The sequence below is a fragment of the Candidatus Halocynthiibacter alkanivorans genome (genome assembly GCF_003333265.1).
In the GTDB taxonomy this organism is placed as follows: domain Bacteria; phylum Pseudomonadota; class Alphaproteobacteria; order Rhodobacterales; family Rhodobacteraceae; genus Halocyntiibacter_A; species Halocyntiibacter_A alkanivorans.
Window position 1 is genome coordinate 1 of record NZ_QOLB01000029.1, and the last position, 26959, is coordinate 26959.

The 26959-nt window shown below is 58.2% G+C and carries 15 protein-coding genes, 1 tRNA gene and 1 rRNA gene; 2 read left to right on the forward strand and 15 right to left on the reverse strand.

Annotation, left to right across the window (positions count from 1 at the left end):
- Positions 1–326 (reverse strand): 16S ribosomal RNA (locus DWA01_RS00615); the annotation flags it as partial.
- A gap of 954 nt (positions 327–1280) precedes the next feature.
- Positions 1281–1772, reverse strand: a complete 492-nt coding sequence (locus DWA01_RS00625) for an Lrp/AsnC family transcriptional regulator (RefSeq protein ID WP_114283694.1) — start codon at positions 1770–1772, stop codon at positions 1281–1283.
- A gap of 102 nt (positions 1773–1874) precedes the next feature.
- Between DWA01_RS00625 and putA the strand changes: the two genes are divergently transcribed.
- Positions 1875–5327: a bifunctional proline dehydrogenase/L-glutamate gamma-semialdehyde dehydrogenase PutA gene (putA, locus tag DWA01_RS00630; RefSeq protein WP_114283695.1), complete on the forward strand. Its 3453-nt coding sequence runs from the start codon at positions 1875–1877 to the stop codon at positions 5325–5327.
- Between the two features lie 150 nt (positions 5328–5477).
- Here putA and DWA01_RS00635 read toward each other — a convergent pair whose 3' ends face one another.
- From DWA01_RS00635 to DWA01_RS00660, 6 genes are all read right to left on the reverse strand, one after another.
- On the reverse strand, positions 5478–5822 hold the full coding sequence (locus tag DWA01_RS00635) for a hypothetical protein (RefSeq protein WP_114283696.1): 345 nt from the start codon (positions 5820–5822) through the stop codon (positions 5478–5480).
- 529 nt (positions 5823–6351) lie between these two features.
- Positions 6352–6687 carry a hypothetical protein gene (locus tag DWA01_RS00640; protein ID WP_114283697.1) on the reverse strand — a complete coding sequence of 112 codons (336 nt, stop codon included), beginning with the start codon at positions 6685–6687 and terminating at the stop codon, positions 6352–6354.
- Positions 6688–6877: 190 nt separating this feature from the next.
- The gene (locus DWA01_RS00645) at positions 6878–7186 is read right to left on the reverse strand and encodes a hypothetical protein (protein ID WP_114283698.1); all 309 of its coding nucleotides are present in this window, start codon (positions 7184–7186) and stop codon (positions 6878–6880) included.
- A gap of 66 nt (positions 7187–7252) precedes the next feature.
- Entirely contained in the window at positions 7253–7426 is a 174-nt protein-coding gene (locus DWA01_RS00650; protein ID WP_235008378.1) for a urate hydroxylase PuuD, read from the reverse strand.
- Between the two features lie 24 nt (positions 7427–7450).
- Positions 7451–7810: a hydroxyisourate hydrolase gene (gene uraH / locus DWA01_RS00655; RefSeq protein ID WP_114283700.1), complete on the reverse strand. Its 360-nt coding sequence runs from the start codon at positions 7808–7810 to the stop codon at positions 7451–7453.
- A gap of 397 nt (positions 7811–8207) precedes the next feature.
- The gene (locus tag DWA01_RS00660) at positions 8208–11786 is read right to left on the reverse strand and encodes a hydantoinase B/oxoprolinase family protein (protein WP_114283701.1); all 3579 of its coding nucleotides are present in this window, start codon (positions 11784–11786) and stop codon (positions 8208–8210) included.
- A 186-nt stretch (positions 11787–11972) separates the two neighbouring features.
- Here DWA01_RS00660 and DWA01_RS00665 point away from each other — a divergent pair.
- Positions 11973–12049 (forward strand) — tRNA-Met (locus DWA01_RS00665).
- Positions 12050–12841: 792 nt separating this feature from the next.
- On the opposite strand, the gene brxL is transcribed toward DWA01_RS00665, so the two are convergent.
- The 7 genes from brxL to DWA01_RS00700 are packed head-to-tail and all read right to left on the reverse strand — an operon-like array spanning position 12842 to position 26920.
- On the reverse strand, positions 12842–14875 hold the full coding sequence (gene brxL / locus DWA01_RS00670; RefSeq protein WP_114283702.1) for a protease Lon-related BREX system protein BrxL: 2034 nt from the start codon (positions 14873–14875) through the stop codon (positions 12842–12844).
- Entirely contained in the window at positions 14872–17433 is a 2562-nt protein-coding gene (locus DWA01_RS00675; protein ID WP_160115935.1) for a PglZ domain-containing protein, read from the reverse strand. Before DWA01_RS00675 ends, brxL begins: the two co-directional genes overlap by 4 nt.
- On the reverse strand, positions 17430–21425 hold the full coding sequence (gene pglX / locus DWA01_RS00680; protein ID WP_114283704.1) for a BREX-1 system adenine-specific DNA-methyltransferase PglX: 3996 nt from the start codon (positions 21423–21425) through the stop codon (positions 17430–17432). The genes DWA01_RS00675 and pglX overlap by 4 nt, the downstream gene beginning before the upstream one ends.
- A 12-nt stretch (positions 21426–21437) precedes the next feature.
- Positions 21438–24980, reverse strand: a complete 3543-nt coding sequence (gene brxC / locus DWA01_RS00685) for a BREX system P-loop protein BrxC (RefSeq protein ID WP_114283705.1) — start codon at positions 24978–24980, stop codon at positions 21438–21440.
- Between the two features lie 11 nt (positions 24981–24991).
- The gene (locus DWA01_RS00690) at positions 24992–25570 is read right to left on the reverse strand and encodes a BREX protein BrxB domain-containing protein (protein ID WP_114283706.1); all 579 of its coding nucleotides are present in this window, start codon (positions 25568–25570) and stop codon (positions 24992–24994) included.
- A complete protein-coding gene (locus DWA01_RS00695; protein WP_160115936.1) occupies positions 25567–26358 on the reverse strand; it encodes a BrxA family protein in 792 nt (263 codons plus the stop codon). Before DWA01_RS00695 ends, DWA01_RS00690 begins: the two co-directional genes overlap by 4 nt.
- A gap of 1 nt (position 26359) precedes the next feature.
- Positions 26360–26920: a BrxE family protein gene (locus tag DWA01_RS00700; RefSeq protein WP_114283708.1), complete on the reverse strand. Its 561-nt coding sequence runs from the start codon at positions 26918–26920 to the stop codon at positions 26360–26362.
- Positions 26921–26959 lie beyond the last annotated feature (39 nt).

Genomic DNA, 26959 nt, shown 5'->3' on the forward strand with positions numbered 1-26959 from the left:
ACTGCTGCCTCCCGTAGGAGTCTGGGCCGTGTCTCAGTCCCAGTGTTGCTGATCATCCTCTCAAACCAGCTATAGATCGTAGACTTGGTAGGCCATTACCCCACCAACTATCTAATCTAACGCGGGCCAATCCTTCACCGATAAATCTTTCCCCCGAAGGGCGTATACGGTATTACTCTCAGTTTCCCGAGGCTATTCCGTAGAAAAGGGTATGTTCCCACGCGTTACTAACCCGTCCGCCGCTCACTCCGAAGAGTGCGCTCGACTTGCATGTGTTAGGCCTGCCGCCAGCGTTCGTTCTGAGCCAGGATCAAACTCTCAAGTTGAAATGTGTTACCACATAACCTTGACGTTCGAACCTCTGCACATCGTCTCCCCCTGCAAAGAGAGAGACACATTTCTGTTTAACATGCTTCAGTTAACAAAGTTAACAAAAGCCGCCAAACAGTGAAGCTGTTAATCACATCATCGACCCGAAAGCCTAGTGACCAGATATGCAGTAGTTTGTTCATCGATTGAACCAAACCGCCCACATATCTCTTCAGATATTAAATTTTCAAAAAACACCGGGTTTAACGCGTCCGGATTGCCCTTCTAAAAGGTCTCTCCGGCTTTATCAAGCCCTTTCTTCCCTCCGGCCTCCTGAAACCGCTTTGCAGCTTGTTTCGGTGTGGCCCTCAGTGCCCCGTCAGCGCCTCCGTTTCCGTGTCGCCCTGCCGGTGAAGCGGGTTTTAGGGTGAGTGGCCCGGAGCCGCAAGCGCCTTTTTCAGCTTTCTTGATTTCGCCGGGTAATTTCACCGCCGGCGGCCAGACAATCCGGGCAATTCACCCATATTAATAAGGGAATACAGCAAGTTTTCTGTCCAGGGAAAAACTTTGAAAGGCGTCAGATTGTGCTGGGTTCCGCGGCTTGGCACCCGTCCTGTCCCCGTTAAATTCACCCCGTCCTGTGGATAAGGCTGTGCAAAACCCTGTGGGCAATCGCGCAGCGCCATTTCCGAGGCGCCGCGGTCGGGGAAATGCATGGAATCGGCGGTGGGCGAGTCAGATTTTGCGCAGAATCATCCTTCGCAGCGGCTGAGTCGGCGACCGCCGGCCGGATTCGCCCGGGCTCCGTCTGCAGGGCGGGCAAAATGCGACTCATTCATGGACGGACGCCCTGGACCGCCTGCACCACCCGCAGGACCTCCTGATCCATACCTGCACCCTCTCCATATGCCGCCGCCCTGCCTGTCCGCACGCTGCCGCTGTCATCGGCCCCGCTCAGGCGGCCGCCGCGGCTACAGAGCGTTTTCCTTCACCGCCTCCATTGAGACATGGGTGGAGCTGCTCGCCACATGGGGCAGCGCCGACACCACCTCGCCAAGCACCGCCCGGTAGGCTTTGATGTCGCGGGTGCGCACCTTGAGCAGGTAATCAAACGCACCGGCAATCATATGGCACTGCTCGATCTCAGGCACCTGTCGCACGGCAGCATTAAACGCCTGCAGCGCCGCCTCGGTGGTGTCCTTCAGCCGCACCTCGACAAAGGCGATGTGGTCCAGCCCCAGCTTCGCCGGGTCCAGCACCGCGCGGAAGCCCTGAATATAGCCCTCCGCCTGTAACTTTTGCAGCCGCACGCCGCAGGGGCTTTTGGACAGGCCGACCTGCCGCGCCAGATCTGCAACGGTAATACGCCCGTCCAAAGCCAGAATGCGCAGAATTTTCCGATCATATCCGTCCAATCGACCGTCTTCACGTATTTGGATCGACTTATCGCCCTCATTTGCCATCACTTCCGATCCCTTCGATCTGCTTTACCGCAACAATAGGGAAACTGGCCTGATACGAAAGTGCTATATTAGGGGCAACACCATCTGATTGAGGCTCCTCCCATGACCAAACTCCCCTCCCTGCGCTCCGCCATTGCCGCATCCCACCTGGCCGCCGAAACCCCGCTGCTGGACAGCTTGCGCGCCAGCAGTGGCATCGGCCTGGCCACACGTCAGGCCAGTGTGACACGCGCTGCCGACCTGGTCACACAGATCCGCACCGGCTCCAAAACCGGGATGATGGAGGTGTTTCTGGCGGAATACGGGTTGTCGACCGATGAAGGGGTGGCGCTGATGTGCCTTGCTGAAGCGCTGTTGCGGGTGCCCGATGCCGATACCATTGATGAGTTGATTGAGGATAAGATCGCGCCCTCTTCCTGGGGCGAACATCTGGGCAAGTCCTCCTCCACCCTGGTGAACGCTTCGACCTGGGCGTTGATGCTGACGGGAAAAGTGCTGCGCGAAGGCGAGACCCGCGGCGTGGCCCATACGCTGCACAGTGCCATCAAACGGCTGGGGGAACCGGTGATCCGCACCGCAGTGGGCCGCGCGATGAAGGAGCTGGGGCACCAGTTTGTGCTGGGCCGCGACATCCGGGAAGCGGTGAAACGGGGCAAAGGCAAAGCCAGATCCGGGTTCACCTTCTCTTATGACATGCTGGGGGAAGCGGCGCTGACCCGCGCCGATGCTGAAAAATACAATCTGGCTTATGAGAACGCCATCGCGGAACTGGCCGGGGAATGCCGCTCAGACGACATCCGCGAAAACCCCGGCATTTCGATCAAGCTGTCAGCGCTGCACCCGCGTTATGAGCTGGCGCAGCGCCACCGGGTGATGGCAGAGCTGGTGCCCACCACGCTGAAACTGTGCCAGCAGGCCAAAGCTGCGGGCATGGGGTTGAACATTGACGCGGAAGAGGCCGACCGGCTCGACCTGTCGCTGGATATTATTGAGGCAGTGCTGTCCCATCCCTCACTTGAAGGCTGGCACGGGTTTGGGGTGGTGGTTCAGGCCTATGGCAAACGCGCGCCCGCGGTCATCGACTGGCTGCACGCGCTGACGGCAAAGCTGGACCGGAAGATCATGCTGCGGCTGGTGAAGGGGGCCTATTGGGACACGGAGATCAAGCTGGCGCAGGTTGAAGGGCTGAAAGGCTTTCCGGTCTACACCCGCAAAGTGGCGACCGACGTGGCTTATATCTGTTGCGCGGCAAAGCTGCTGGGCATGACGGATCGCATCTACCCGCAGTTCGCCACCCACAACGCCCATACTGTTGCGGCGATCCTGGAGCTGGCGACCGATCCGTCCGCATATGAATTCCAGCGCCTGCACGGCATGGGCGAGGCGCTGCATGATATTGTGCTGGAGTCGGAGAAAACCCGCTGCCGGATCTATGCGCCTGTGGGGGCGCACCGGGATCTGCTGGCCTATCTGGTGCGCCGGCTGCTGGAAAACGGCGCCAACAGTTCTTTTGTGAACCAGATCGTCGATGAAAACGTCGCGCCCGCGCTGGTGGCCGCCGACCCGTTCGCCGCGCTGGATCATGCCGGGGACAACAGCGCGGTGATCCCGCCGTCGCAGTTGTTTGCCCCCGAACGCAGCAATGCCATCGGCTGGGATCTGCGCTGTGACGAAGCCCTGGACGCAATCGCGACCGCGCGCAGCCCCTTTGCCGGCAGCAGCCATCAGGGCCCCAACGCCTCCGGAGCCAGCCATCCGGTGGAAAACCCTGCTGATCCCGACGACGTGCCAGGCCATCAGACCTATTCCACACCAGAAGACGTCAGCGCTGCGCTGGAGCGCGCCGCGCCCTGGAAGGAGGACGCCGGAACACGCGCCACCACTCTGGAGCGTGCCGCTGATCTCTATGAGGACCATTTCGGCGAGCTGTTTGCCCTGATGGCGCGGGAAGCCGGTAAAACCCAGGCGGACGCGGTCGGGGAGCTGCGCGAGGCGGTGGATTTCCTGCGCTATTACGCCAGCCGCATTGACGGGCTGAAAGATCCGGCGCTGGGTCTGGTCACCTGTATTTCACCGTGGAACTTCCCGCTGGCGATTTTCACCGGTCAGATTGCGGCGGCGCTGGCGGCGGGCAATGGTGTACTGGCGAAACCGGCGGAATCCACCACGCTCATTGCCACCCGGGCGGTTGAGTTGCTGCATGAGGCGGGCGTGCCCAAATCTGCGCTGCAGCTGATCCCGGGCCGTGGCTCGGTGGTCGGGGCGCAGCTGACATCAGATCCCCGCATTGGCGGCATCTGTTTCACCGGCTCCACCCAGACCGCGCAACATATCAACCGCACCATGGCAGCGCACCTGGCCCCGGAGGCCCTGCTGATTGCGGAGACCGGCGGGCTGAACGCGATGATCGTTGATTCCACCGCGCTGCCGGAACAGGCGGTGCGGGACATCATCGCCTCGGCGTTCCAGTCCGCCGGCCAGCGCTGCTCGGCACTGCGCTGCCTCTATGTGCAGGAAGACATCGCCGACAGCCTGCTGACCATGCTTTATGGTGCGATGGACGAGCTGACACTCGGCAACCCCTGGCACCTCACCACCGATGTGGGCCCGGTGATCGACGCAAAATCCCGCCGTGACATTCAGGCCTGGGTAGACAGCGCCAAAGCCGAGGGGCGGTTGCTGAAACAACTGGAGGTGCCGGCACGCGGGTATTTTGTCGGCCCGGCGGTGATCCGCGTCAATGGTATCCAGGATCTGACACGCGAGGTCTTTGGCCCGGTGCTGCATGTGGCGACCTTCCATTCCCGCGATCTGGGCCGGCTGGTTGACGATATCAATGCCCGGGAGTTTGGCCTGACTTTTGGCATGCACTCGCGCATTGATGACCGGATCGAAGCGGTGACCTCCTCACTCAACGTCGGCAATATGTATATCAACCGAAACCAGATCGGTGCCATCGTCGGCAGCCAGCCTTTTGGCGGCGAAGGTCTGTCGGGCACCGGGCCCAAAGCGGGCGGGCCGTCTTATGTGCCAAGGTTCTGCGCTGCGGACCAACAACGCTCTGACATTCCCGCGGGCAATGCCGCGGATCCGGCCAAAGTGGAGGCCGCGCTGTTGGAAATCCGCGGCCCGCAGCGACAGCTCAGCCAGGTCGCTCTGCCCGGGCCGACCGGGGAGTCCAACCAGCTGTCGGAGTATGGGCGCGGCACGGTCTTGTGCCTTGGCCCGACACTGGAAGACGCCAAGGCCCAGGCGCTGATCGCGGCAGCCTCCGGTTGCGTTGCACTGATGGTCGTGCCGGGAACAAACTCCGGCATTGACGGCACCCTGGATCGTGCCGCGCTGCGTGACATTGATGGTTTTGATCTGGTGGCGCTCTGGTCCGGTGCTGAAGATCAGGCGCTGGCGCGTCAGGCGCTGGCCGCACGGTCCGGTGCGCTGGTTGCCCTCGCCACCGCGCGTGATTTCAGCCGCTGGTGCCGTATTGAACGGCACATCTGTATCGACACCACTGCGGCGGGTGGCAATGCGGCGCTTCTGGCCGAGGCCAGCTGAGGCCGCGCGCGCCATCACTCAGCGCAAAGTTAATAGCTGAAGCCCTGTTGCGGGGGCTTCAGCGCCCCTGCTCCCACAACCGGAGCCTGCAACCCGCAACCCGCGCCCGTAGCCAGACCCAACGGAGAGCGCTGCACCGGCCAGCCCGGGTCAGCTTGAGTTCCAGCGATTTTCATCAACCTCAATCAGATCTACCACGTCAGCGCGTGTTGCCATCATCACGCGGCTCAGATCCTCAAGGCCATGGCTGTCGGAAAAATCGAGAATATCTTCAATCACCGCCAGAACCCAGCGCACATTGGGCCGGGCGGGTTCCATTGAAACCACATTTGAGGCGCCGGCACCGTCGCTCCCGGCCTCCTGGCTCGTGCTGCAGGTTTGGAAAATCAAATCTGCCGCACTGTATAAATTGTCAACTTCCGCTTCACTGTCAGGATTTTGGTCACTGTCTGAACCTGGCTCAGCATCTTGTGTTTCCGCCTTGTGGTCTTGCATAAATTACCTCCAATCGACGAAGGAAGCCGTCGCAATAAAGCCAAACCTGACCAAACCCATGCCAGGTTGCAAATGTCCCCAGTTTAAATCCGCCGCCAGGATACTGCGCTTTAATCACCACGCCAGGCGAGTTTCCCCGCGTCACGCCGACCTGTTTCAGCAGAACCCCCAGTATAGCAATGGTGCACCAATTTGAAAATAATCGATTTCAAGAAACCAATCTGGCGCCTGTTTACAGACCCGCGCCGGGATTCAGCTTAGATACATGCACGTTAAATGTATCTTTATTCGGCGGAAAGCCGCCTGCCCAGCCAGGGTCCCTTATTATCTCCCGGGGCGATCGCCCCACGCAGCCTCTGTCCGCAATGCAAGTTTCCCGCGCCGCCGGAACGGGCGGGATCCGGGCCGGCGACTGACCGGCCTTGCAAAACCCGGATGCGATGATCAGAAACGACTCGACTCAGACGGGCAGGAACCGCCCGAACTAACGAAACCGGCATCCGACGATGGCACGCGCAGGAACTCAGTCTTAGTTATAGGTGAAAGTCCCGATCTCGCAGATATTGATATTTCGCTTGATCAGCACATCCCCATCGTCAAACTCGGCCCGGAAGTCGAATTTGCAGTAACCGGTGCCATCGTCAAAATTAATGTTCACCGAAGCATTCGGCGGCAGCACATCTGATCCCAGAATATCTTCCTGCCAGGAATTCGTGCCTTTGTTGGATCCGTAAAACCGCACGATCGTATAACTCGTGTCGTTTACAATGGTCACCCGCCGGTCAAGCGCCGCCGCCGGGAGAGATGAGCTCGCGACGACAGCAACAGCCGCCGCCAGTGTCAAAATCTGGCGTCTCAAAAACATAATTTATCCTCTTACTAAACTACCCCTGTCTCACGTTAACACTTTCAAATTTATCTGTCAGCCTGTACGTTTGAACCTGCCTGAGGCCAGCACCTGCACCGCGCCAGTACCGCACCATCGGCGCTTTTACCCCCCGCACGCCCTGCAGTTTTTCTCAGCCTGCGCCGCTCAACGCGACGCGCGCCCTGCTTCACCCCTCAAGCGCGGCTTTGCACCAGGCAACAATTGCGTCGCATTCTTCCGGCTCAAGCTCCGTCATGTTGGCCGGGGGCATCGCGTTCGTCACCCCAGCCTGCAGGAAGATATCGCAGGCACGAGCCGCGATCTGTTGCGCGCTTTCAAGCCGCGCCCCTTTGGGCGACACGGCGATCCCGTCCCGGCAGGGCTCTTTTGTAGGGCACATGGTACAGCGCTCCAGCACGATATCCTGCACCTCTTCCACCCCCCCCGGCACCGGCGAACCGCAAACCCGGCCCGGTAAGTTCAGCGCTGTCGGCATCCTCGGGATCCGCGGAAAAGAGCGGGGCCATCGACCGCGCGGCAATCGCAACAAACAGCGCCTCCGTCAGCCCCAGAAGCCGCCGCCGTGCATCTGCCATTCTTTGCCATGAAAACGGGCGCCAGGGTCACTGGTCGGCCGCAGCCAGAGATCCGGCGCGATGAAATCGAGTAAGGAGCCGGTCCAGCCGAGGACGGTGATCACCTGTAACCAGCGCACGCCCGGTTGGGCCTGTTCCATAGTAAGGGCGCTTCCGATCATTGCTCAGCTGCCGCGGTAGGTGGAATATCCGAAAGGTGAAAGAAGCAGCGGTACGTGATAATGGGATGTTGCATCATTCATCCCAAAGCGGATTGGGATCTGGTCAAGAAACAGCGGATCGCCCTGAGCCTGGCCGCTCCGGCGCAGATAATCGCCAGCGGCAAACACCAGCTCAAACTGACCGGTGACAAAATTCTCGACCGGCAGGATCGGGCTGTCGGTGCGACCGTCTTCATTGGTGACCGCCCGGGCAACCATAATCCGTTCGCCCGCTTCAATCCGGTACAGGGTCACCATCAGGCCCTCGGCGGGAATGCCGCGGGCGGTGTCCAGAACATGTGTCGTCAAAAAACCTTCGCTCATAATACCACGCTTCTCTTTGCAAGCCGTCAAAAGACAACGCTGCCGAAATCTCTGCTTAAGCGCAATGAATTTTTCGCCGGGGCCCCGAAAGCCGGCGATTGATGAACGCTTTGCCCGTGCGGCGAACACCAAAGCGCCGGGCGCGCCCTGACCAACATTGCTGCATGTTTTTCAGGGCGAATATAGCCGCGCCTCCAGCCGCAAAGGACACGCCTGGCAGCACCTGCAGCAGCGCCGCGCCTGAAATCACCAAAGAGGCGATATTGGGTGTACTGCGCCCGATCCTGCCCGGAGGCTTCGATCCGGGCTGGGCTCAGCCAATTCAGGCGCAGACAGGATCAGGCGGCGCACAGTTGACGATCAGAATGACCCCGCGCGCTGCGGGGCCATTTTTGAGTCAGCCCCAGCCGCCGCCGCCCGGGGTCAGCATTTCAAACACGCCCCCCACCGGCAGATCAATCTCGTCGTTGCCTTTCAGCGCCACCCGGCGGCCATCCGGCAGCACTGCAGAGTTTTCCCCGACCTTGCCCGGGGTGCCTCCATTGGCCCCAAAGGGTGGGATTTCGCGGTGCGAACACAGGGTCGTCACGGTCACCGGTTCCAGAAACCGCATGATCCGCACCACCCCGGCACCGCCGCGCTGGCTGCCGGTGCCGCCGGACCCGCGGCGGATGGCAAAGGTCTCCAGCCGCACCGGGAAGCGTTTTTCCAGCACTTCAGGATCGGTCATCCGCGTATTGGTCATATGGGTCTGCACCCCGTCACAGCCGTCAAACCCCGGCCCGGCTCCGGAGCCACCGGCGATGGTTTCGTAATTCTGGAACTCCTCATTGCCCCAGACAAAATTATTCATCGTGCCCTGCCCCGCCGCCAGCACGCCCAGCGCGCCATAGAGCGCATTACAGGCGGCCTGAGACACTTCGGTATTGCCGGCAATCACCGCCGCCGGGAATTGCGGGTTTAACATTGAGCCCACCGGCGCAATGATGCGCAGCGGTTTCAGACAGCCCTCATTCAGCGGAATATCTTTGCCCACCAGGGTGCGGAAGACATAGAGCACCACCGCCTGGCAGATCGAAAACGGCGCATTGTAATTGCCAGTATGCTGCGCGGAGGTGCCCGTGAAATCGATCACCGCCTCGCCCGCCTGCGCATCGACCCGGACCGAGACGCAAATCTGCGCCCCGTGGTCCATCGGATAGGTAAAACTGCTGTCCTTCAGCCGGGCGATCACGGCGCGCACCGAGGCTTCGGCATTGGCCTGAACATGGCCCATATAGGCGCTGACAACATCCGCGCCGTAATTGCCCACCACCCGCAGCAATTCCTGGCGGCCTGTTTCATTGGCAGCGACCTGGGCTTTCAGGTCGGCCATATTCTGGGCGATGTTGCGGCAAGGGTATTTGCCCGAGGCCAGAACTGTCTGCGCCAGATCCTCCTGCAACACGCCCGCCCGCACGAGGTGCATGTTCTCAATAAGCACACCTTCTTCGCTGATGTGCTGACTGTCGGGGGGAGAGGAGCCCGGTGTGCGGCCGCCAATATCGGCGTGGTGCCCGCGCGATCCCAGCCAGAATGCCACTTTGGCCTCCACAAACACCGGGGTGACCACGGTCACGTCGGGCAGATGGGTGCCGCCGTTATAGGGCGAGTTCAACATGAACGCGTCGCCGTCCGCCACCTCCGGGTTTTCCCGGATCACGGTGCGGATACTGTCAGACATCGAGCCCAGATGCACCGGTACATGCGGCGCGTTGGCCACCAGATCACCCCGCACGTCAAAGATCGCACAGGAGAAATCCAGCCGTTCCTTGATGTTCACCGACCATGAGGTGTTGGCAAGTGTTGCCCCCATCTGATCTGCCACCGACATAAACAGGTTGTTGAACACTTCCAGCAGCACCGGATCGACTTTGGTGCCGGCGGCAGGCGGCCGCGCGATGGCGTCGCCCCGCTCCAGGATCAGATTGCCGCGCGCATCCACCGTGGCGCACCAGCCGGGTTCAATCACATTGGTGCCGGTCGGCTCAGAAATGACCGCCGGTCCTTCGACCCGCGCGCCGGCAGATAACGTCAGCCGGTCATAGACTGGCACCTGCTGCCATTTCGCGCCGGCAAACACCCGCAGGCGGCCGGTCGCAGCGCTGTCCCCTTCAGGCGCAAGACCCGTTGGCACCTCGCCGGTTTCACCAATTGCTTCAACGCTCAGCATCTCAAACAAGATGGCACGTTCCGGAGAAATGAAACCAAAGCGCGCCCGGTGCGCCTCTTCAAACGCGGCCTGCATCTCTGACCGGTCGCCAAACTCCACGTCCAGCGCCTGATGTGAACCTTCATAGCGCAGCCAGGCCTGCTGTTGCAGGGCAACGCCAGCGGCGCCCTGCCCCTGAACCTCAGCTGTAGCGTCCCGTTCCAAAGCGGCCAGTGCCGCCTCTGCTTCCGCCAACTCGCTCAGTGGCGCATCATGCTGCACCTGCCGCAATGCCCGGATTTCCGCGAGCCCCATGCCGTAAGCAGACAACACACCGGCGAACGGATGCAGGAACACCCGCCGCATGCCCAGAGCATCGGCCACCAGACAGGCATGCTGCCCGCCGGCACCACCAAAACACTGCAAAGTGTAACGCGTCACATCATGGCCACGCTGCACGCTGATTTTCTTGATCGCATTGGCCATATTATCGACCGCAATGCGCAAAAACCCTTCAGCCACGTCTTCAGGAGAGCGCTCTGCCTCCCCGGTAGCCTCCGCGATTTCGCCTGCCAGGGCGGTGAATTTTTCACGCACCACATCCACATCCAGCGGCAGATCACCCCCAGGTCCGAATACGGCAGGGAAATGATCCGGATTCAGCACACCGCGCATCACGTTGCAATCGGTCACCGTCAAAGGGCCACCACGACGGTAACAGGCGGGGCCCGGATCGGCGCCGGCGCTTTCGGGTCCGACCTGATACCGCCCGTCGCGGAAGGAACAGACGGATCCGCCGCCCGCTGCCACCGTGTGAATATCCATCATCGGCGCCCGCATACGCACCCCGGCAACCTCGGTTTCAAAACTGCGCTCATAGGCGCCGGCATAATGGCTGACATCGGTCGATGTGCCGCCCATGTCAAAACCGATAAGCCGGTCATAGCCGCTGGCCTCAGCGGTTTTCACCATGCCGACAATGCCGCCGGCCGGGCCGGACAGGATCGCGTCTTTGCCCTGAAACAGAGCCGCATCTGTCAAGCCGCCATTGGATTGCATAAACATCAGCCGCTCGCAGGCGCGCCCCATGTCCAGCGCCTCTGAGACCTGGCGCACATACCGGCGCAGGATCGGCGACAGATAGGCATCCACCACCGTGGTATCGCCGCGCCCGACCAGCTTGGCCAGCCGGGACACTTCATGGCTGACCGAGATCTGCTCATAGCCAATGTCGCGCGCAATCGCCGCCAGCCGCACCTCGTGCTCCGGGTTGAGATAGCCGTGCAGCAGCGCGATCGCCACCGCGCGCACACCGCGCTCAAAAGAAGCCTGCAACGCCTGACGCGCGGCCCCCTCATCCAGGGGCGTGACCTCACCGCCCTCAGCGTCCAGCCGGCCAGCAACCTCCGCCACCTCACAATAGAGCAGGTCAGGCCGGCGGATGTTCAGCTCAAACAGGTCAGGCCGGCTCTGATAACCAATGCGCAACAGATCGCCAAAACCCTGGTTAATCAGCAGCAACACCCGCTCACCCTTGCGCTCCAGCAGTGCATTGGTCGCGACAGTCGTGCCCATCTTCACTGCACGGATCGCCCTGTCCGGCAGCGCATCGCCGGCGCCAAGCCCCAGCACATCGCGGATGCCCTGAACTGCCGCATCACGGTAGCGTTCCGGGTTTTCTGACAACAGCTTATGGGTCGACAGCGCCCCGCCCGGAGCACGCGACACAATATCGGTGAAGGTCCCGCCCCGGTCGATCCAAAATTCCCACTCCGTCTGCGCCATCTTCTGCCTCCCGAATTGTCATCGGGACTTCCCGCCAATTCCACCAGAATGTCAACCACCGCCAGCGCGCGAACCACTACAGCACAGCACGAAATTACCCCCGGGAAATAATCCGCTGGCTCTGCAGATTTCTACATTTTCGCTCTTGACCCTACCGTCCTGCTGACTTACCTACCGCCTCACTTCAGCGGTGTAGCTCAGTTGGTTAGAGCAGCGGAATCATAATCCGCGTGTCGGGGGTTCAAATCCCTCCACCGCTACCAATACTTTCAATAACTTAGTGAAAATCCAGCACTCGATACACGCAGAATTTGTGCGTTTTTTTGTGCGTTATTCTAACAAAAGAATTATCAGGTCTCCGTTTATCCAACCGGCTAATCTTTGTAGCGAATATCAGAGCACCCATATGACGATTGGTGAAACAGATTCTCATCTCGTGCTGGGGCACCGATCGCAAGACAACAGACATAATCATTGAACGAAACAGCCACGTGGTTGTGCGCCCGCCTTTTGGTACAAGCCCTGAAAAAATTGATTCCATCGTTATCGATAAGCATTTTTGGATCTACAGAAACCTTGAGGAATGAAGAGCCCTGAACGAGACGGTGGTTGTTCGGAAAACTTCAGGAACCTAGATCCCTTGCCCAACCGCCGCAATTGCTACAGATTGCGGGGTGGAATATGCCACCGCAACGTCAGTTGTCGTTGTGTCATTTTGCTCATAACACGCGTTCCCAGGCCACCTGTCGGCTGACGGGATGCGCGCCCTTGCGATCCACCGTGAACTGATACCAAGCGCAGGATGGCGACACGCGGCATAAAACCTAACAATGATGCATCTTAACTAAGCTGCAAACCTGTCCAGAAAAGCAGGACCACTTGTATCACCCAAATTCACGCATAGCTCCGAAACCTGCAAGATCAACACCGTCGAACCTCACGCCTGGCTGACCAGCATGCCTCAGCCATCATGCCCGGTCAAAAACAGAGCCAGATCAACAACCTTCTTTCATGGCACTATGCCCAAACCGAGTGGCCGACGCACCGCTTACGCTTCAGTTCAGGCCCAGCGCCTTAAATGCGGCCTGCTTCACCTCGCCGTAGAAAATGGGGTCGACGTTCTCTAAAACTTCGGCACTGACATCGAAAAAACTGCGCTTGTTCTCGATGGGGATCAGTACTCGCTTGGCGCCGTTATCCATGGCAACCTGGAGGGGCTCCGTCAACGAGCGGACCTGCTTGATGTTACCTTGAATGCTCATGTCGCCCAAGACCAGCAGGCCGGACTGCAGCGAGGCCTTTCGCAGCGATGAAAACGCTGCGATCAGGAAAGCCACGCCAACCTCGGCCTCGACCTTGTTGCCAAGTAAGTCGATAACTTCGACGTGGAAATCTGCCGTGTCGAATTCGCGGGCAATGCTGAAGGCGTTCTTCTCGGATTTGAGGTAACTGAAGGCCCGGTGAATGGACTCCTTGATTGAGCCACTCAACCCGCCGACGGCCTTTAGCTTGCCCGTGCCCGACGAGATGCTGATCTCGATGCGATATAGCCCCACCGTGCCGTCTCCACTGACCGCTCCCGCGTAGACCGTTCCCGGTGGCAGGGGATCTGCCGAAATCATGTCACGGCCACCTTGCTCGGCAACGCCGACGAAGTGTTCCTCGGCGGTCTCGTTGTCCCGGTAACTGAAGGACGTTTGGTAATACTCGAAGGAGCCCATCTTCTTGAGCTGCTCTTTGACGCGCCGCCGTCCCTCGATAGCAATGGAGAGGATCTCTTCAAGGTCTTCTTTCGAGACTTCTCCACCGGGGTAGAGAATTTTCATCAATCCAGAGACAGTGCGTCGCACTGCCTTTCGATCACGGGCGTTGAGGTGCGCGCCGAGGCTAAAGTGGTGGTCAATGGTTTCTGTATAATTATGCTTGCGAAGATCACGCAGCGCCTCAGCCAAATAATCAACCACGAAACCGTAATGGTTGGTAAAGTGCTCGTTGCGCATCTGCGGCATCTCCCATCCAGGCAGGTAGAAGTGGAGTCGGTCGATGAAAGCCATGTCGTCACGAATTACATCCGGCATGGGCGCGAAGAGGTGGCCCATTTGAACCATCACGTCGATAGGCTGGTTTGTGTTGCCGAACATTGCGATGCTCGCATAGCCGGCCATCGACTCATGGCCACGCTGGAATTGGCCTGACTCGCAATAAGTCTTCATCGTGGTGATGACCTCTTTGGGCATCTTCTGGAGATCGGCTACCTCGTCGAAGCCGACCACATCCCAAATCTGCACCATGCCTTTTTGTTTTCCAGACATATGACCGAAGAGATTTGCAACGGTTGTGGGTCCGGTCAGAAGCGCTGAGTATGGTGAGAGCTCCTGCACCGCGTAGCTCTTGCCCGTACCTCGAGGGCCGAGTTCGACCATGTTGAAGTTGCGTTCACAGAGCGGGATCAGGCGCGTGAGAAATAGTAGCTTCAGGCGCCGCTCCATGACTGTGGGCTCATAGCCCATGCTGCGCAGCATGACGTCGATCCACTCTTCTGTAGTGAACTCGGCGCGGCCCTTGCGATAGTCTTCAAGTTGAAAGGTTGCCAGCTGGATGGGCGTCAGATTGGCGATCCTGAACGGTGCCTTCTCGTCGGTCTCGTCCCAAACCATTTCGATCTGGGCCCAGATCCCACCCATGAGAATTCGATCAAAATCGCGGACGTACTGGTTGGGGATGTGAACGAACTTATGGCCGAAGTTAGTGACCTCGGCCCAGTAGTTAGAATCGACGAGACGCACCTTCACCTTGTCAATGAATGTGTGCTTGCCTTGCTCTTTGACTCGACTCTGCGCCTTCGTGGCCTCATCCGGGCGAATGTAGTTATCGGCCAGCGTATCGTTGACCACCTTCATACCCATCTGGATCGCCATCTCGTCGGAGGACGCGCAGTATTTTCCAAGCAGATATTCCAAGACAAACACAGGCACATTGGCGCCGACCTTGACTTTGCGAACCAAGTCTTTGCGCACAACCTTGCCAGCGAAGATGCGGTTTAATTTGTCGTCGAGATAATCTCGTGCGGGGATTGTATCGTCCGTCATATTAGTTCACCAACTTCAATCTCTTCCGACTGCGCGAGCACTGCGTCCGTCGCGGGGTCTTGTACAACGATGCGAACCTTCTTGCTTGTCTCTTTGGTCAGCATCATCCCAATACTTACCATCTTGCGTGGCAGCAACTGTACTGTAGCGGTGGCGCGGTCGAATTCGACGTCTGGCGCCATTCCTGCGCGTCCCACTTCCTGGCCGTCGCCGATAAGCAACACCCGAGCCGCGATAACTTCCTGGTCGAACATGTCTTCGGTGTAGATCACTCGGCAGCCGAAAGTGCGGTTGGTAAGCTTGCTCGGATAACCCTCTACGACGACTTTGGATGCAGTCTCTGTCGGCACTTGAGAGAGCGGCATCCGTAGCGTGATCACCGGCACCACTATTTCTTGAAGGCTGCAACCACCGTGATGGAATGCCAGATCTCCTCCGGCCTTGAACACCGCGAGCCCTTGCGGAAATATGAACTCCAAGTCTGTCTGGTAGCCCAGTTCGGCCCCGGATACTCGCACTGCGGCGGTCGGCGTTTGCCCGCCGTGTCCCGCCCAGCAGCGCCGATGTTGGTCTACCTCATTGCCTCCCGGCCGATCCATCATCATATCCTCGGCCTTGCGTACCGAGAACTGGTGGCCATGATCACTGGTGATGACGAATTGCTCGACGCCGAGCTTGGATAATTTTCGGACCGCTCGTGAGATGTTCCCAATGATGCTGTCCATCACCTGGCGGGCGGCGAGTTCGTGCCCGGACTCACCAAATGCGTCGATTTCCTGGGAGCGGACGACCACAAGCGGTGCGCTTCCAAGCTTCTTACCAACGCGTGACGAAGTCCAGAGCAACAAATCATCCAGAAGGATCTCAGCGAAGTCAGGTCGCGCCGCCCTGAGCAGTTTGAGCCTCTCGCGGACTGCAGGCAGCACGCTGTCGCCAATCCTTGAGGCGAGTTGCCCCTTGTGCTCGACCACCGAGAAACTGCTCGATGCCCCAGGAAGCAAAGCCGCCATACCTATCGGGGTGATTGATGGCAGCGCAGCGACAGCAGGCTGGAGCCGGAGTTCCTGCGCGCCGGTCAACTGATCGACCAGATCGGCGCCCATCTCGAAACGCATGGCGTCGACGAAGAAATAGGCAACGCGACCGCCACAAGGCTCGACCAGTTCGGGGTAGATGTGTGACTGGTGGAGTACGCCAGGTGTTGACCACGAAGAAGCTGTCAGTGCGCCAGTGAACCCCTTTGCCATATCACTGATGAGGGCCTCGTGGTTGCGGCGCGCGAGCGCTAGCGCCCGCTCCAACGGCTCCTCCGGATCATCTTCCATGGTGGCCACCCAAGCTTCGAGGGTGCGCTGCGCTCGATCGACTCGGTGCCAGCCGCTCCCTTGCGCGTAGGCCTCGACCCACTTGGTTGCCACGGCAGGTGCCTTCTTCAGCTCAGGTCGCACCGTTTCGACCTCGGCGCCCAGCTCGGCCATCAAACGGCAGGCCTCCCACTGGGCGAGGCGGCCGAGGAAACCTGGATGGTCTACCCAAAAGCTGCGCCGTCGGCCTGCGACCACGCCGAGCGCTTGGGCGTAGTGCCCATCGGTAATGAGGTTGGCTGCGTGGAGCAGCAGGCGGCGCTCCTCGAAGCGGAATGTGTCGATGGCACCCAACCTCGCAGGGTCGATGTCGGCATTTGCTAGGTCAAACTCACTCTCGATGTCGTCCGCCAGAAATACATAGACATCGGCGTGGTCGCCTCGAAGCGCCCTTGCGATTGCACCGATGTGCTTCGATTCATCATTGTGGCCAGGGGTAGGGACGATGGTCAAAGCATCGGGAGCGTCGCCGCCAAGGTCGGACCGAAACTCGTTGACGAGGAGGTAGCGGACCGTCTGGCGGCGCGCCTTCGCAAGTGGGGTGCCCCCTTCAATCTCAAGCCCAAGGCGCGCGTGGATCAAACGGAAGAGCTCCGGCTCGGCGAGCTTAGATGCGAGTGCGTCATCTTTGTCTTCGGAGACGATCCAATCGGTGATGAGGTCCTCGCTCGAACTTCCGCTGAGCACCAGCTTGACTAAGGAGCCGTTACCTGAGCTGCCTTGGCCGAGGAAGCGCACCACGTCTTCGTAATTAAGAGAATCGGGACGGAGCATCTCATCGATGTTGCCGTCGGTGTACTCCTCCCGCAGCAGCCTCTGCGCAATACTCTTAAGCGCGTGGCTGGGTGCATCGCCGTATACTTGACCCGCGCGCTCAACCTCCATGAGCACTGAACCCGAGAGGTCGCGCACCCGGCCTGGCACATAGATAAGGAGGGCCTCGGGCTTGTCGGCTGAGATCAGCGGTTCGATGCTGGCTTTAAGGGCGAAAAAAGAGCCATCAAATTGGGCCATGTGGGTGAGGGTTTCTCCTATGCAGACCCGCTGCACGCCACTCACACCGGCGCCAACAACCTTAAGCTCCTTGATGAAGGGCTCAAACTCGGAGCGGGCGTCGTAGAAAACCACCACGCGGTCTTGCTGGAGGGCCTTGTCTAGATGTGCAGCTAAGTGGTTGTGAAGCTGGTGGCTCATGTTCTTGCCTTCTGCTTGCGACGGGTTTGGCCCGCGGGAGCGGGTGCTTCGAGCAAGTCTTTGAGCGCGGCCTTCACTGCGGTCGAAGCGCGTTCGGCAACGAGCTCCTCGATTCGGTTGCCACTGACCTGTCGTTTGTGCCACTTGCGCTCGTCGTCCTCGACCCAGAAGTCGTCTTCGAGACCATGGGCAATAGCCAAGCTGCGGTCTACCTTGCACTTGGGCACCACCCGCTCGGGCCACAGGTGCATTGCGAGATGCGCCCAGTCGTAGTCGCCCTTGACCAGCTTGTCCCAGACCGTCTTGCACTCCTTCTGCCACGGCTTGTGCTGGGGCACGAGGCGCCAGAGCGGGGCAAAGTTGATGATGACGCCGTCGTTGAGGTTTGGGCTCCATAGCGGCGCGATGCGGGTCACTTCACTCTCGAAGGCGCGGAGCTCCGCGACGAAGCTCTCCTGCGCGTCGATGGCCTTACGGTGTTTGCTCGAATAGTCGAGTCCGGCCTCTTGGCGCAGTGCAGACAGCTTGCGTTCTTCATGGTCGACCTTCGGAGTGATGTAGTCTCTGGCAACCCGGAAGAAGGTGTCGCGGGTCAGGCGGTGGTAGTAGCACCAGACGGAATAGGATGCGGATGGGGTCGCGAGTTGCCAATAGATGGGGGCTTTGCGACGGCTTACGGAGTACTGCTTGATGTGAATTTCAAAGAAAGTGCTCCTTAACCAACAATCAAGTTCTAACTCTTTCGCTCCGAGAACTGTGCGGACCTCTTCCAAACCAGAATGCGTGCTGTCTAACGAAAACGCCTCAAATACAGAGCAGACTTTCTGCATAAGGTCGTCTTGATGACCGCTATCGTCAACCAAGATTCCATTGATGCTGCATGGAAACGGATCCGCCGACTCGTGCGAAATGAACTCCTGGCTCGATTTTCGTGTGAGCAGAAGGGGAGAAGCAGCTGGCAGTTCAACAAAAACTTCATCAGCCGTTAGTTTCTGTGGCTCCTTCATGGCCGATCGAATATCAAACCTTCCGAATGAAATACCAACAGCCTGTGAGATCGCCATCTCAAGGACTGACACTTCACCATTAAACCCATAGCCGTTGAACAAAGACAGGTAATCAACGCTCTCTGGCTGCCCTGAACTTGTTATTGGTACATCACTGGAAACGACTTCGCAGGCAACTTGGTCAAGTTCAGCGTGTAGCTGGCGAGCAATCCTTACTCCACAGGTAAGAATTTCCAAGTTATCCTTAAGCGACATTCGTAGAGCAAATTGCCGAAACTGAGGAGAAGTCTCAAAGTGGCTTGAGACAGCTTGCAAAGCCTCCACTATTTGTCTTGCTAGCTCGCCAATCTTATCAGGCATTGCTGAAGGCACTGGCAAAAGATTCACATAACCGGATTCTTTGTGTTGGCCAGCGAATTGGTTAATAAACTCTTGCGCAATCAAACTGTTAAGATAACCAAGTAACTGCCATACAAGTTCCGATTTGAGTGGAAAAACTGCCTGCCCCTCATTTGTAAACACTCCCCCTGCTGCCATCGGAAACGCGTACATCCAATTCGTCCTCTTTCCGTATGTAAGACCAGCCTGATTGTACTTGTCCGAGTTGCTTGTTCTCGAAGAACTGATTGCCCCCAGATGGCGAAATCCCGGTGAATTTCGAGCAACCCAACAACAAGAAAAGAAAAACGGCGAATAAGGACTTCCGTTCTGGCATCTCAACCAAATCTGTCCATCACCTACATCTTCTGGATGCACTTCCCAAAATAGCCTGAGGAACCGAGTATTGTCGGCTGGCTTCATTCCAATAAAGGCTTCGCCCAGAATCTTAGGGAGAGGCTCTCCCTGCCGAGCTAGTCGGTAAACAAACTCCGGCGCCGAGTGCAGAATCACTGCATTAGGTGATTTCAGGAACTCCATTTGAGAGCGAGGTGATACTTTCCCCTCAAGATAGTCGGTGCATTTCTGACGCAGTTGAACGGCACGCTCAGATTTCACTCCATCGCACGCGCCTGTAAAGACTGACCTGTTACCAAGGTCTTGCCCGTTTGAATCGTTACACAAAACTGAAATTGCAGTCTCAACATTTGCGTCCAAAACACCCCAGCCAAGATGAACATGCGAGAGCATCGGCCTTGAAAGCACAATCTCTTTTCTAAATGTCTCGTAGTCTTTCTTAACGCTCCAAGTTGCATCAAGAATCGCACCCACGAAGCCCTTTGTCGCCAACTGAATGCAGCGAGAAACAAAACTACAGAGTAGGTTCTCCCAGCCAATCACATATTCCGAACGAAGGTAGTCGCGACCACCTTGAGATGGCAGCCCGAATGGCGGATTCATCAAGACAACATCAAAGCGTTTGCGCATCAGTTCAATGAACGCCACTCCCTCAATAGCGTCGTTGGCAAATAATCGACGCCGAACCCCTGTGCTTCCAACAGTAAACTCAGCGAAGGTCGCTAGTGCCTTGATGATTTTCTGGTCCGCAGTATCCCAAAAATCTTGACTCTCGACCTGTCCCGCGAACAGGTCACCTTGTCTATGCGCCTGTTCGGCTTCCTTTACTGCTTTTTCAATCGACTCTTCAATCTTGAGCAGCGAACCCAACTCCCCGGCGAGCTTCATATCGTCGACCATCTTCTTGAAGAGCTCTCCCAACACTGGCGGCCTCAAGCTGGCCGCGAACTCTTCCACTAGAGCAGCATCGCCCGGCATCGGCTCCGCCACAACGATGTTGGTCTTCGTGATGGACGGCCGTTGAGCGCGCGCCACATCAAACTGGTTGTAGGCTCTTTGCGCTCGCATCCACAGCGCCAATCCCGCAATTTGTGCTGCACGCGGATCGATGTCCACGCCGTGCAGGTTGTGGCGCAGTATGAGATCTGGAATTGCTCGCCGAAGCTCATCATGGCTGTCGAAGTCATCCCGAAGCGTTGTACTGGTCTCCGAGAAGGCCGCTGCACGGACATCGCTCCACGTCTCTTCGTAAATCGAGACCAGCAGGTCGAAGGCGTAGAGAAGGAAGTGCCCTGAGCCGCACGCTGGGTCGAGAATGCGGAGGTCTCGCGGGTCCTTCTTTGCCCTGAATGGCACATGCACAGTCTGCTGGAGCAGTTCTTCCTGGCTCAGCTGGCTATCATCCACAGCCGACTCTGGAGCCACCTCCCCTTCGGTCAGAAAGATCTCATTAGGCCGGCGAACCAGGTAGTCGAGATGCGCGAGCTTTGTCTCCCCCTGCATCATTTCGTACCAGGTTCGGCCCAGCGTGTTGTCGGTCAGGAACTGAACCACGTAGCGGGGCGTGAAGAATTGGTTGCGGACGGCAAGTTCACGGCTGTTGCGTGGGGCCTGGCTCTCCTTCCGCATCAGGGCGCGCTCTTCATCCCCATTGAAGTACTGATAGACCCAGCCGATGGTCTCGTCTTCGGCCCACACGCTCGAAAGCTCAGGCGCGTTCAATATACCAAGGAGCTCAAGCAGCGTCTGCCGATCTGGCCAGAGCAGGCTCGCCACATCGCGCCGGTCGAAGAGGACTTTAATCTCTTGGCCAATCTCATCGAAGAGCGTCTCGATGTAGAGCCGGTAACCCTTGTCCTCGACCGCCACGATGCCTGGCGCCAGGGCCGTGAACTCTTTGAACCCGCTCGAGTCTTCACCATTGGAGACGCACTCCTGCACAAGTCCTCTGGCCTCGAGCATCTTGAGTGCAACAAATCGGTTTAATGTGGTGAAGGCTGCTTCGCGCAGGTAATCCTGCACAGCCGCTTCGGCGTTCAGCCCCATCGAGCGTTTGTGCGCCATGGTCGCGACCAGCTTCTCGCGGGTAACCATCTGGAGCTCGCTCAGGTGGCTGCCAGGCTGCTCGGAGATGGTGCCGTCGAGCAAGATGTCGAAGATGCCCTCTAGCTGCTCGCTGAAGGCCCGCTCCAGCAGAGTGCGCCCCTCCTGGGTGGCGCGCTGGATGTTAGTTCGTGTGCTCTTATCCACGGGTCTCCTCCATCACTGCACCAAGATTTTCTTGCCCTGGCCCAGCAGCTTTTCGACCTTCTGCTTGATGGCGGCGAGCGCGGTGTTCAGTTGTTCCTCAGTTTCGATCCGTCCCGTGAAGAAATCTGAGGAGTTGAGGGTTACCAAAAGCTGGCCCTCAATCAGTTCCAGCATCTCCTTGACCGCGGTCTTGTAGTACTGCGGGCAGGCGCTGAGTTCAGAACGCATGAAAGGGATTGTGGTGCCGCTGGAGGATGTGGTGCCCGAACGGCTTTTCAGTGGCTGGCCAATACGCTCCTGCTGCTCTTCGTTGAGCTCGTCCCAGGCATCTTGGGCGTGGAGTTTGGTGAGCGCCTCGGCGTAGGCGCTGGCCCGTGCTGTCTGCGCCGCATTGAAGCGCTTTTCGTACTCGGCTCTGATAGAAGCGGCCTCTTGGTCGATGGTGGCGAGCTCGCGGAAGAAGGTCTCCTTTACCAAGAGGTCGGTCAGGGTTGTGGCGCTGTTGGTAAGCCCGTCGGGTAAGTTCGGCTCTTGTTTCAAGAACAGCCACGCGTCGTCGAGGACTGCCCTCGCCCGCTTGAGCCCGAGAAGCGCAGGCTCCGTGAGGACAGTCTTGAGCTCGGCGCCGCGCTTGATGGCCTCCTTGATCCTTTTATGTGCAGCGTTGAAAGTGGTGATGGCGTCATCTTCGCTACCACCACGAATTGTGCGCATCTGGTCAATGGCCTCTTGAAACAAATCTTTGCCAGGCAGGCTCTGGGTGAGGATGGTCGCGTGGACCTCGTGAAGCTCCTCCTCCGCCGCGCCCACTGCCGCACGTATAGCCGCGGCGATGACGCTCGCCTGCATCTCCGGGAGCTGCTTACCGAAAACATCCCGATAGGCCTCTTCTGCCTGAAGCCAGTCATTGATGTCGGTGCCAGAGACACGTTTCTGAAACGAACAAGACTTGAAGATGTTGTTACTTGTGAAGGCCGTCTTGGCGTCAGTGGAGAGGGCGTCCTCGATCACAATACCTTTGCTGGTAGCGCGGATCTTCCCGGCCCGGATAAGGCTGACCACAAAGAGAACCACCACATCGAGGCTCCAGCCAAAAGGCTCTTTGGCTAAGACGTCAATGAGAAATTTGCCGGTAGCGATCTCTCCATAGCTCGTCTTGTTCTCGATACGATCCAGGACTTCCCTTAGCGCACCGGCGTTGGCGTTAAATACCGGCTGGCCCTGCTCGTCGCGGATCAAGCTAAGCTGAGTGAACACGGGGCTGACTCCACGCAGGCTCTCACTGGTTATCAGCGAGTTTAGATCTTTGGGGCTGACTCTTGCCGCGCCCTCAGAGAAGCGATTGTAGACGTCGGGGAGAACTTGGCTGAGCGTACGACTGGCAGCCTTGGTGACTGAGTCGACAGTGCCGTCGGGGCTACGGTTGTTGCCACAGAAGTAGATGGCGCCGGCCAACATTGATTCACGAAGCATTCGCTTGAGGTCGCCTTGATGGCGGTTCAGAAGTTGCTTTTCCTCGGAGACAAGCGCTGTTTCGTATTTGGTGCGGGCGCCACGCTCTTTGCGAGAGAGAATCTCCTGCGAGCGGTGCATCTCCACTGTAGCCCGCGCTATGCGCTCATCCAAGCTCGCCACCCAGAAGACTTCCTTCGTGTCTTCTTGGCTGCGCTTACGGGCCTCGGCAACACGGTTGGTGAAGTCGGACCCAGCCTCAGCGAAGGTAAGGTAGAAGCCTATATCCTGCTCCACCACCGTTCTGCCGTTGAAGGTCAAGCCCGCCTTAAAAGTCTTGGCGTCCTCAAGGTTGTAGCTGGGCTTAGGCTCCCACAGCTCAGTGACGATTGCCGTGTGCAAGCGATTGATGTCGCCCAAGCTTGCTTGAATGCCGGTGCGGGTAGTCTCCCAGTCGTCCTCGGCAGGCGTTGGGATTCGATACTGCCCATTATGGAGACGCACTTTATGCGAACTCACTAGCTGCGCGAGAGCCTGCTTTACGTCTGGGAGCACGGAATCACCCGCCACAGTGCCATGCAGCGTGGCAGCGATATTCTCCTCAGTGCGATGGATGTTCTGGACATATTGCAGCAAACAGATGGCCTTGGCCACCGGTTGCGCAAAGGGATGCTCAACCTCGGTTTCTATGGCGGTGATCTTGCTGCGAATCTCGCTCGGAATGTTGCTGGCGACCAGGTCATAAATCTGGTCGATCCGCGCGAGGCTGCCTACCGGTTGCTTTGCCAGCCCCACCACGTCATGGATAAGCAACTGCTGGGCAATTTTGATGATGGTTCGGTTGGCGCCGCCGACGTGCTTGCCGGCGCCACCTTGTGTACGAAGCCCTGAGACCACTTCGATGATGAGATCGATCTGGTAGGGCAGCAGTGGGTAGAGATCCATAAAGCTTTCGGTGGAGAGCTCAGGAAGCTTGATGTCGGCTGATAGCTTGGTGTTGGACATCAAGCGACCGCTGTGGGCAGCGAAGAGGTCGCGGAGCAGCTTCTCGGCAGCCGCGTTCTTCGACAGAACCCGCTTGCTCGTGACCTCAGAGATGTCGGAGGCCTCGAGGTGCACCTGAATGGGAAAGCGATCCATGAGCCGCGCAAGCTCCACGCGCTTGTCGTCGAGCCCGCTGACAAGCTCGGTGAGTTTCTCCTGCGAGGTAACGATGAGCCAGGACTTGCCGCGTGAGATACGACCGAGGTTCTGCACGACGCCTTGGAGGTCGAGCATCTTCTGGACGTCGCGTGAGACGAACTGGCCAATCTCATCAACCACGAAGACAAGGCTCTTGCTCTCGCGGCGCCGTTGCATCAGGTCGCGGCATCGCTCAGCAAGTTTGCCTGGGGTGATGTCGGCCTTGTCCTTCGCTGCCTGCACCCAGCTATCGGGTGTGGTGTACGTGCTGGGATCAAGCTGATGCATCACTACACTCGCCTTCACAAGAGCGAAGGAGATCTTGTTCTTGCCCGCATCCCAGGATTGCCTGTGTTTGGCTTCGTAGGTTTTTTTGAAACGCTCAAGCTCTCCGGCCTCTTCCAGGCCAATCTCTAGCTCGGCGAGATCAAGGTCCTCTGCATAACCGAGGTTCTTGAGGAAGAGCTTGTACATGATCTCGGTGATGCTTTGGTTGCCGCTGCGAATGCCACGGTCGGTCGAGACGTCGAAGATCACCGCTTCCGTGGGGATCTGCTCGGTGATCTGTTTGAGCAGCACCTGGATTTCGTTACTACCGGTGCGCTTACCAAAGAGATCGGCAGCGGACGCGCCCAACACATCTCTATTTTGCAGCGCCAGCCCCAGCATCTTGGCGAAGCTGGACTTACCAGAACCGAAGAAACCAGAGACCCAGATGCCAATTCCCTCGTGGGGCTTGTTCTTAGTCTCCCAATACTTGCGAACGATCTTCAGGTAGTGTTCGAGTATCGAATCAGTGACGATGTACTCGGAGATCTCATCGTGGACGATCTGTGCGTCGTCCTGATCGACCTTGATGACCTCTTCAATGGGTCGATCAATGTCGAGCGCGAAGAGCTCCTTGATCTGCGTGTCTGCCATCGTGTTGCTCCTCAGAAGATCTTCGGTCGGTAGTTGTGTTCAGCGTCCAGCACTCCCATGAATCGAAGGCCTGCAGCGCCATCAAACTCACCCGGGTAAAAGAGAACGGCTGGGATCTCCATCTTGCCCTTGAGCTGTTCGAGCAATGACGAGGTTCGGTAGAACGGAAAGAGCGCCCCAGCTCGGGTGATGAAGACAATGTCGACCAAGGGGTCAGCCTCCCCTGGGATCTGCTCTGCTACTAGAGCGTCGAGTGGCTGGTATTCCGACAGTATCTTGTGAAAAGTGTTCACCATGGTAGCCGTGTCGGTCATCTTTTCTGCCATCTTAATTTCATCGGATGCGTCGCCTTCGCGTTCCAAGGCCATTTCCAAGCAGGTTGCGAGGGAGATTACGGTCACCCGCTTTCCAGCTTGTTCCAGGCGCGTGCGCAGCATGGCGACTTCCGCACGAAGCGCGAACTCGTCGTCTGGCGGGTAGAGGAAGATGGCGTAAGGCATGTTGTGATACGCGCTGATCTTCGGGCGCGGGTCGGCATCCCGCAAAATAGGCTCAAGCACCAGAGTCAGTCGCTGCTTCCAATCGTTCATGCGGCCATCTCCTGAACGAACTCAGCTGCTGAGTTACATGGCAATGTGAGCTCCACCAAAGAGCCAGCCACCTCATAACGGAGCTTCCTAAACTGGTGGAGGCGGAAAAGCTCGCGTTCCACATCAGCCGTGCTCATAAGGAAGAGCCGCCAGTCGGGGGACTGAATTACGTCCCGCGCGTTGCCATACGTTTCGTACATCGCATGGAGGAGGTAGAGAAAGCTCTCTTCGGGGAGGTGGTATGAGTTGAATTCACGAACTGATGATCCCGACATCAACCCGAAATCTACCGCCATGCGAAGTAGGTCGCGGCCGGCCCGTTTAAGCCCGTATTCGCTCAACCCTTTCTTTCCTGCCGCTCGAGACGCTGTGACCTTCTCGACAAATGGCACTACATCAGCAGTGTGCAAACGGTATGCGCCAGCTTCGTACTCAACAAATAGCCATTCGGTGGCAAATCGGTAGTAGAGCTCATCTACTTGACCGATGTGCCACAAGATGCACGGGCGCCAAACACCAATACTTGCACGCTGAGCGAGTTGAACAATGACCGAGAGCTGGGGCTCATGGCGCCAACGGCTAGAGATCGTTGCCAGTACTTCTTTGAGCCAGCCTCGGTTGCTGGCGGCCGGGGTGTTGAACTCACGCGCGCGGTCCAGGTTCTCCTCGAAGGGCTTTTTAATGTCCCACGCAAGGAAAACGCGATGAGTGTCCTCAAGCAGCGCCCCTTTGCGGATGAGTCTTGTGGAGAGCTTACGCCCTTCTGATGCTGACTTCGATTGACCCATTTCAGCCATCCACTCGTGCATAGGGGATGGCAGGCTTACCTACTTCGCCTCGTGAGAAACCGGCTGCGAGTAGCGTGAAGGTGTCATCGTCAATGCGGCGCATGCTTGAGATGGGCACAGAGCGACCTTCTGCAGAGCGGCGCATACGGCTGACTTGGGCATCATGATCCAAATCGAGCAAGTCACGGGCTCGGAGAGCTGTAAGCAAGTCGCCTGCCTGCACTTTAAGCTCATCGAAGAACTCGACCCAGGAGTCGCCGTTATCGAGCCATTCAGCCCACTGGGAATTGAACTCGTCTTCGACATCTGCGGGGAGGTTCCATAGGGTGATGCAGCCGGAAACCGCCGCAAAGCGTTCAGCACTTCGTGTCCTAGCGACCTCAAACACCAACCGCGCCTGGGCGAAATGGTGTGTCTTTGGGAAGCCACGGCTCATGAGCAGGCTGCCTTTGGGGCCAAGGACACCATTGGTGTTCCACCAGCGGGCGCCGTCCATTTCTCCGTGTCGGGCGACGATCAGTCGGAGCTTGAGAAGGCGGTCGAGGTCGATTTTGTGTCTCATGGCCTACCAACAAGATGACTTGCAGAATTGACGCTACCA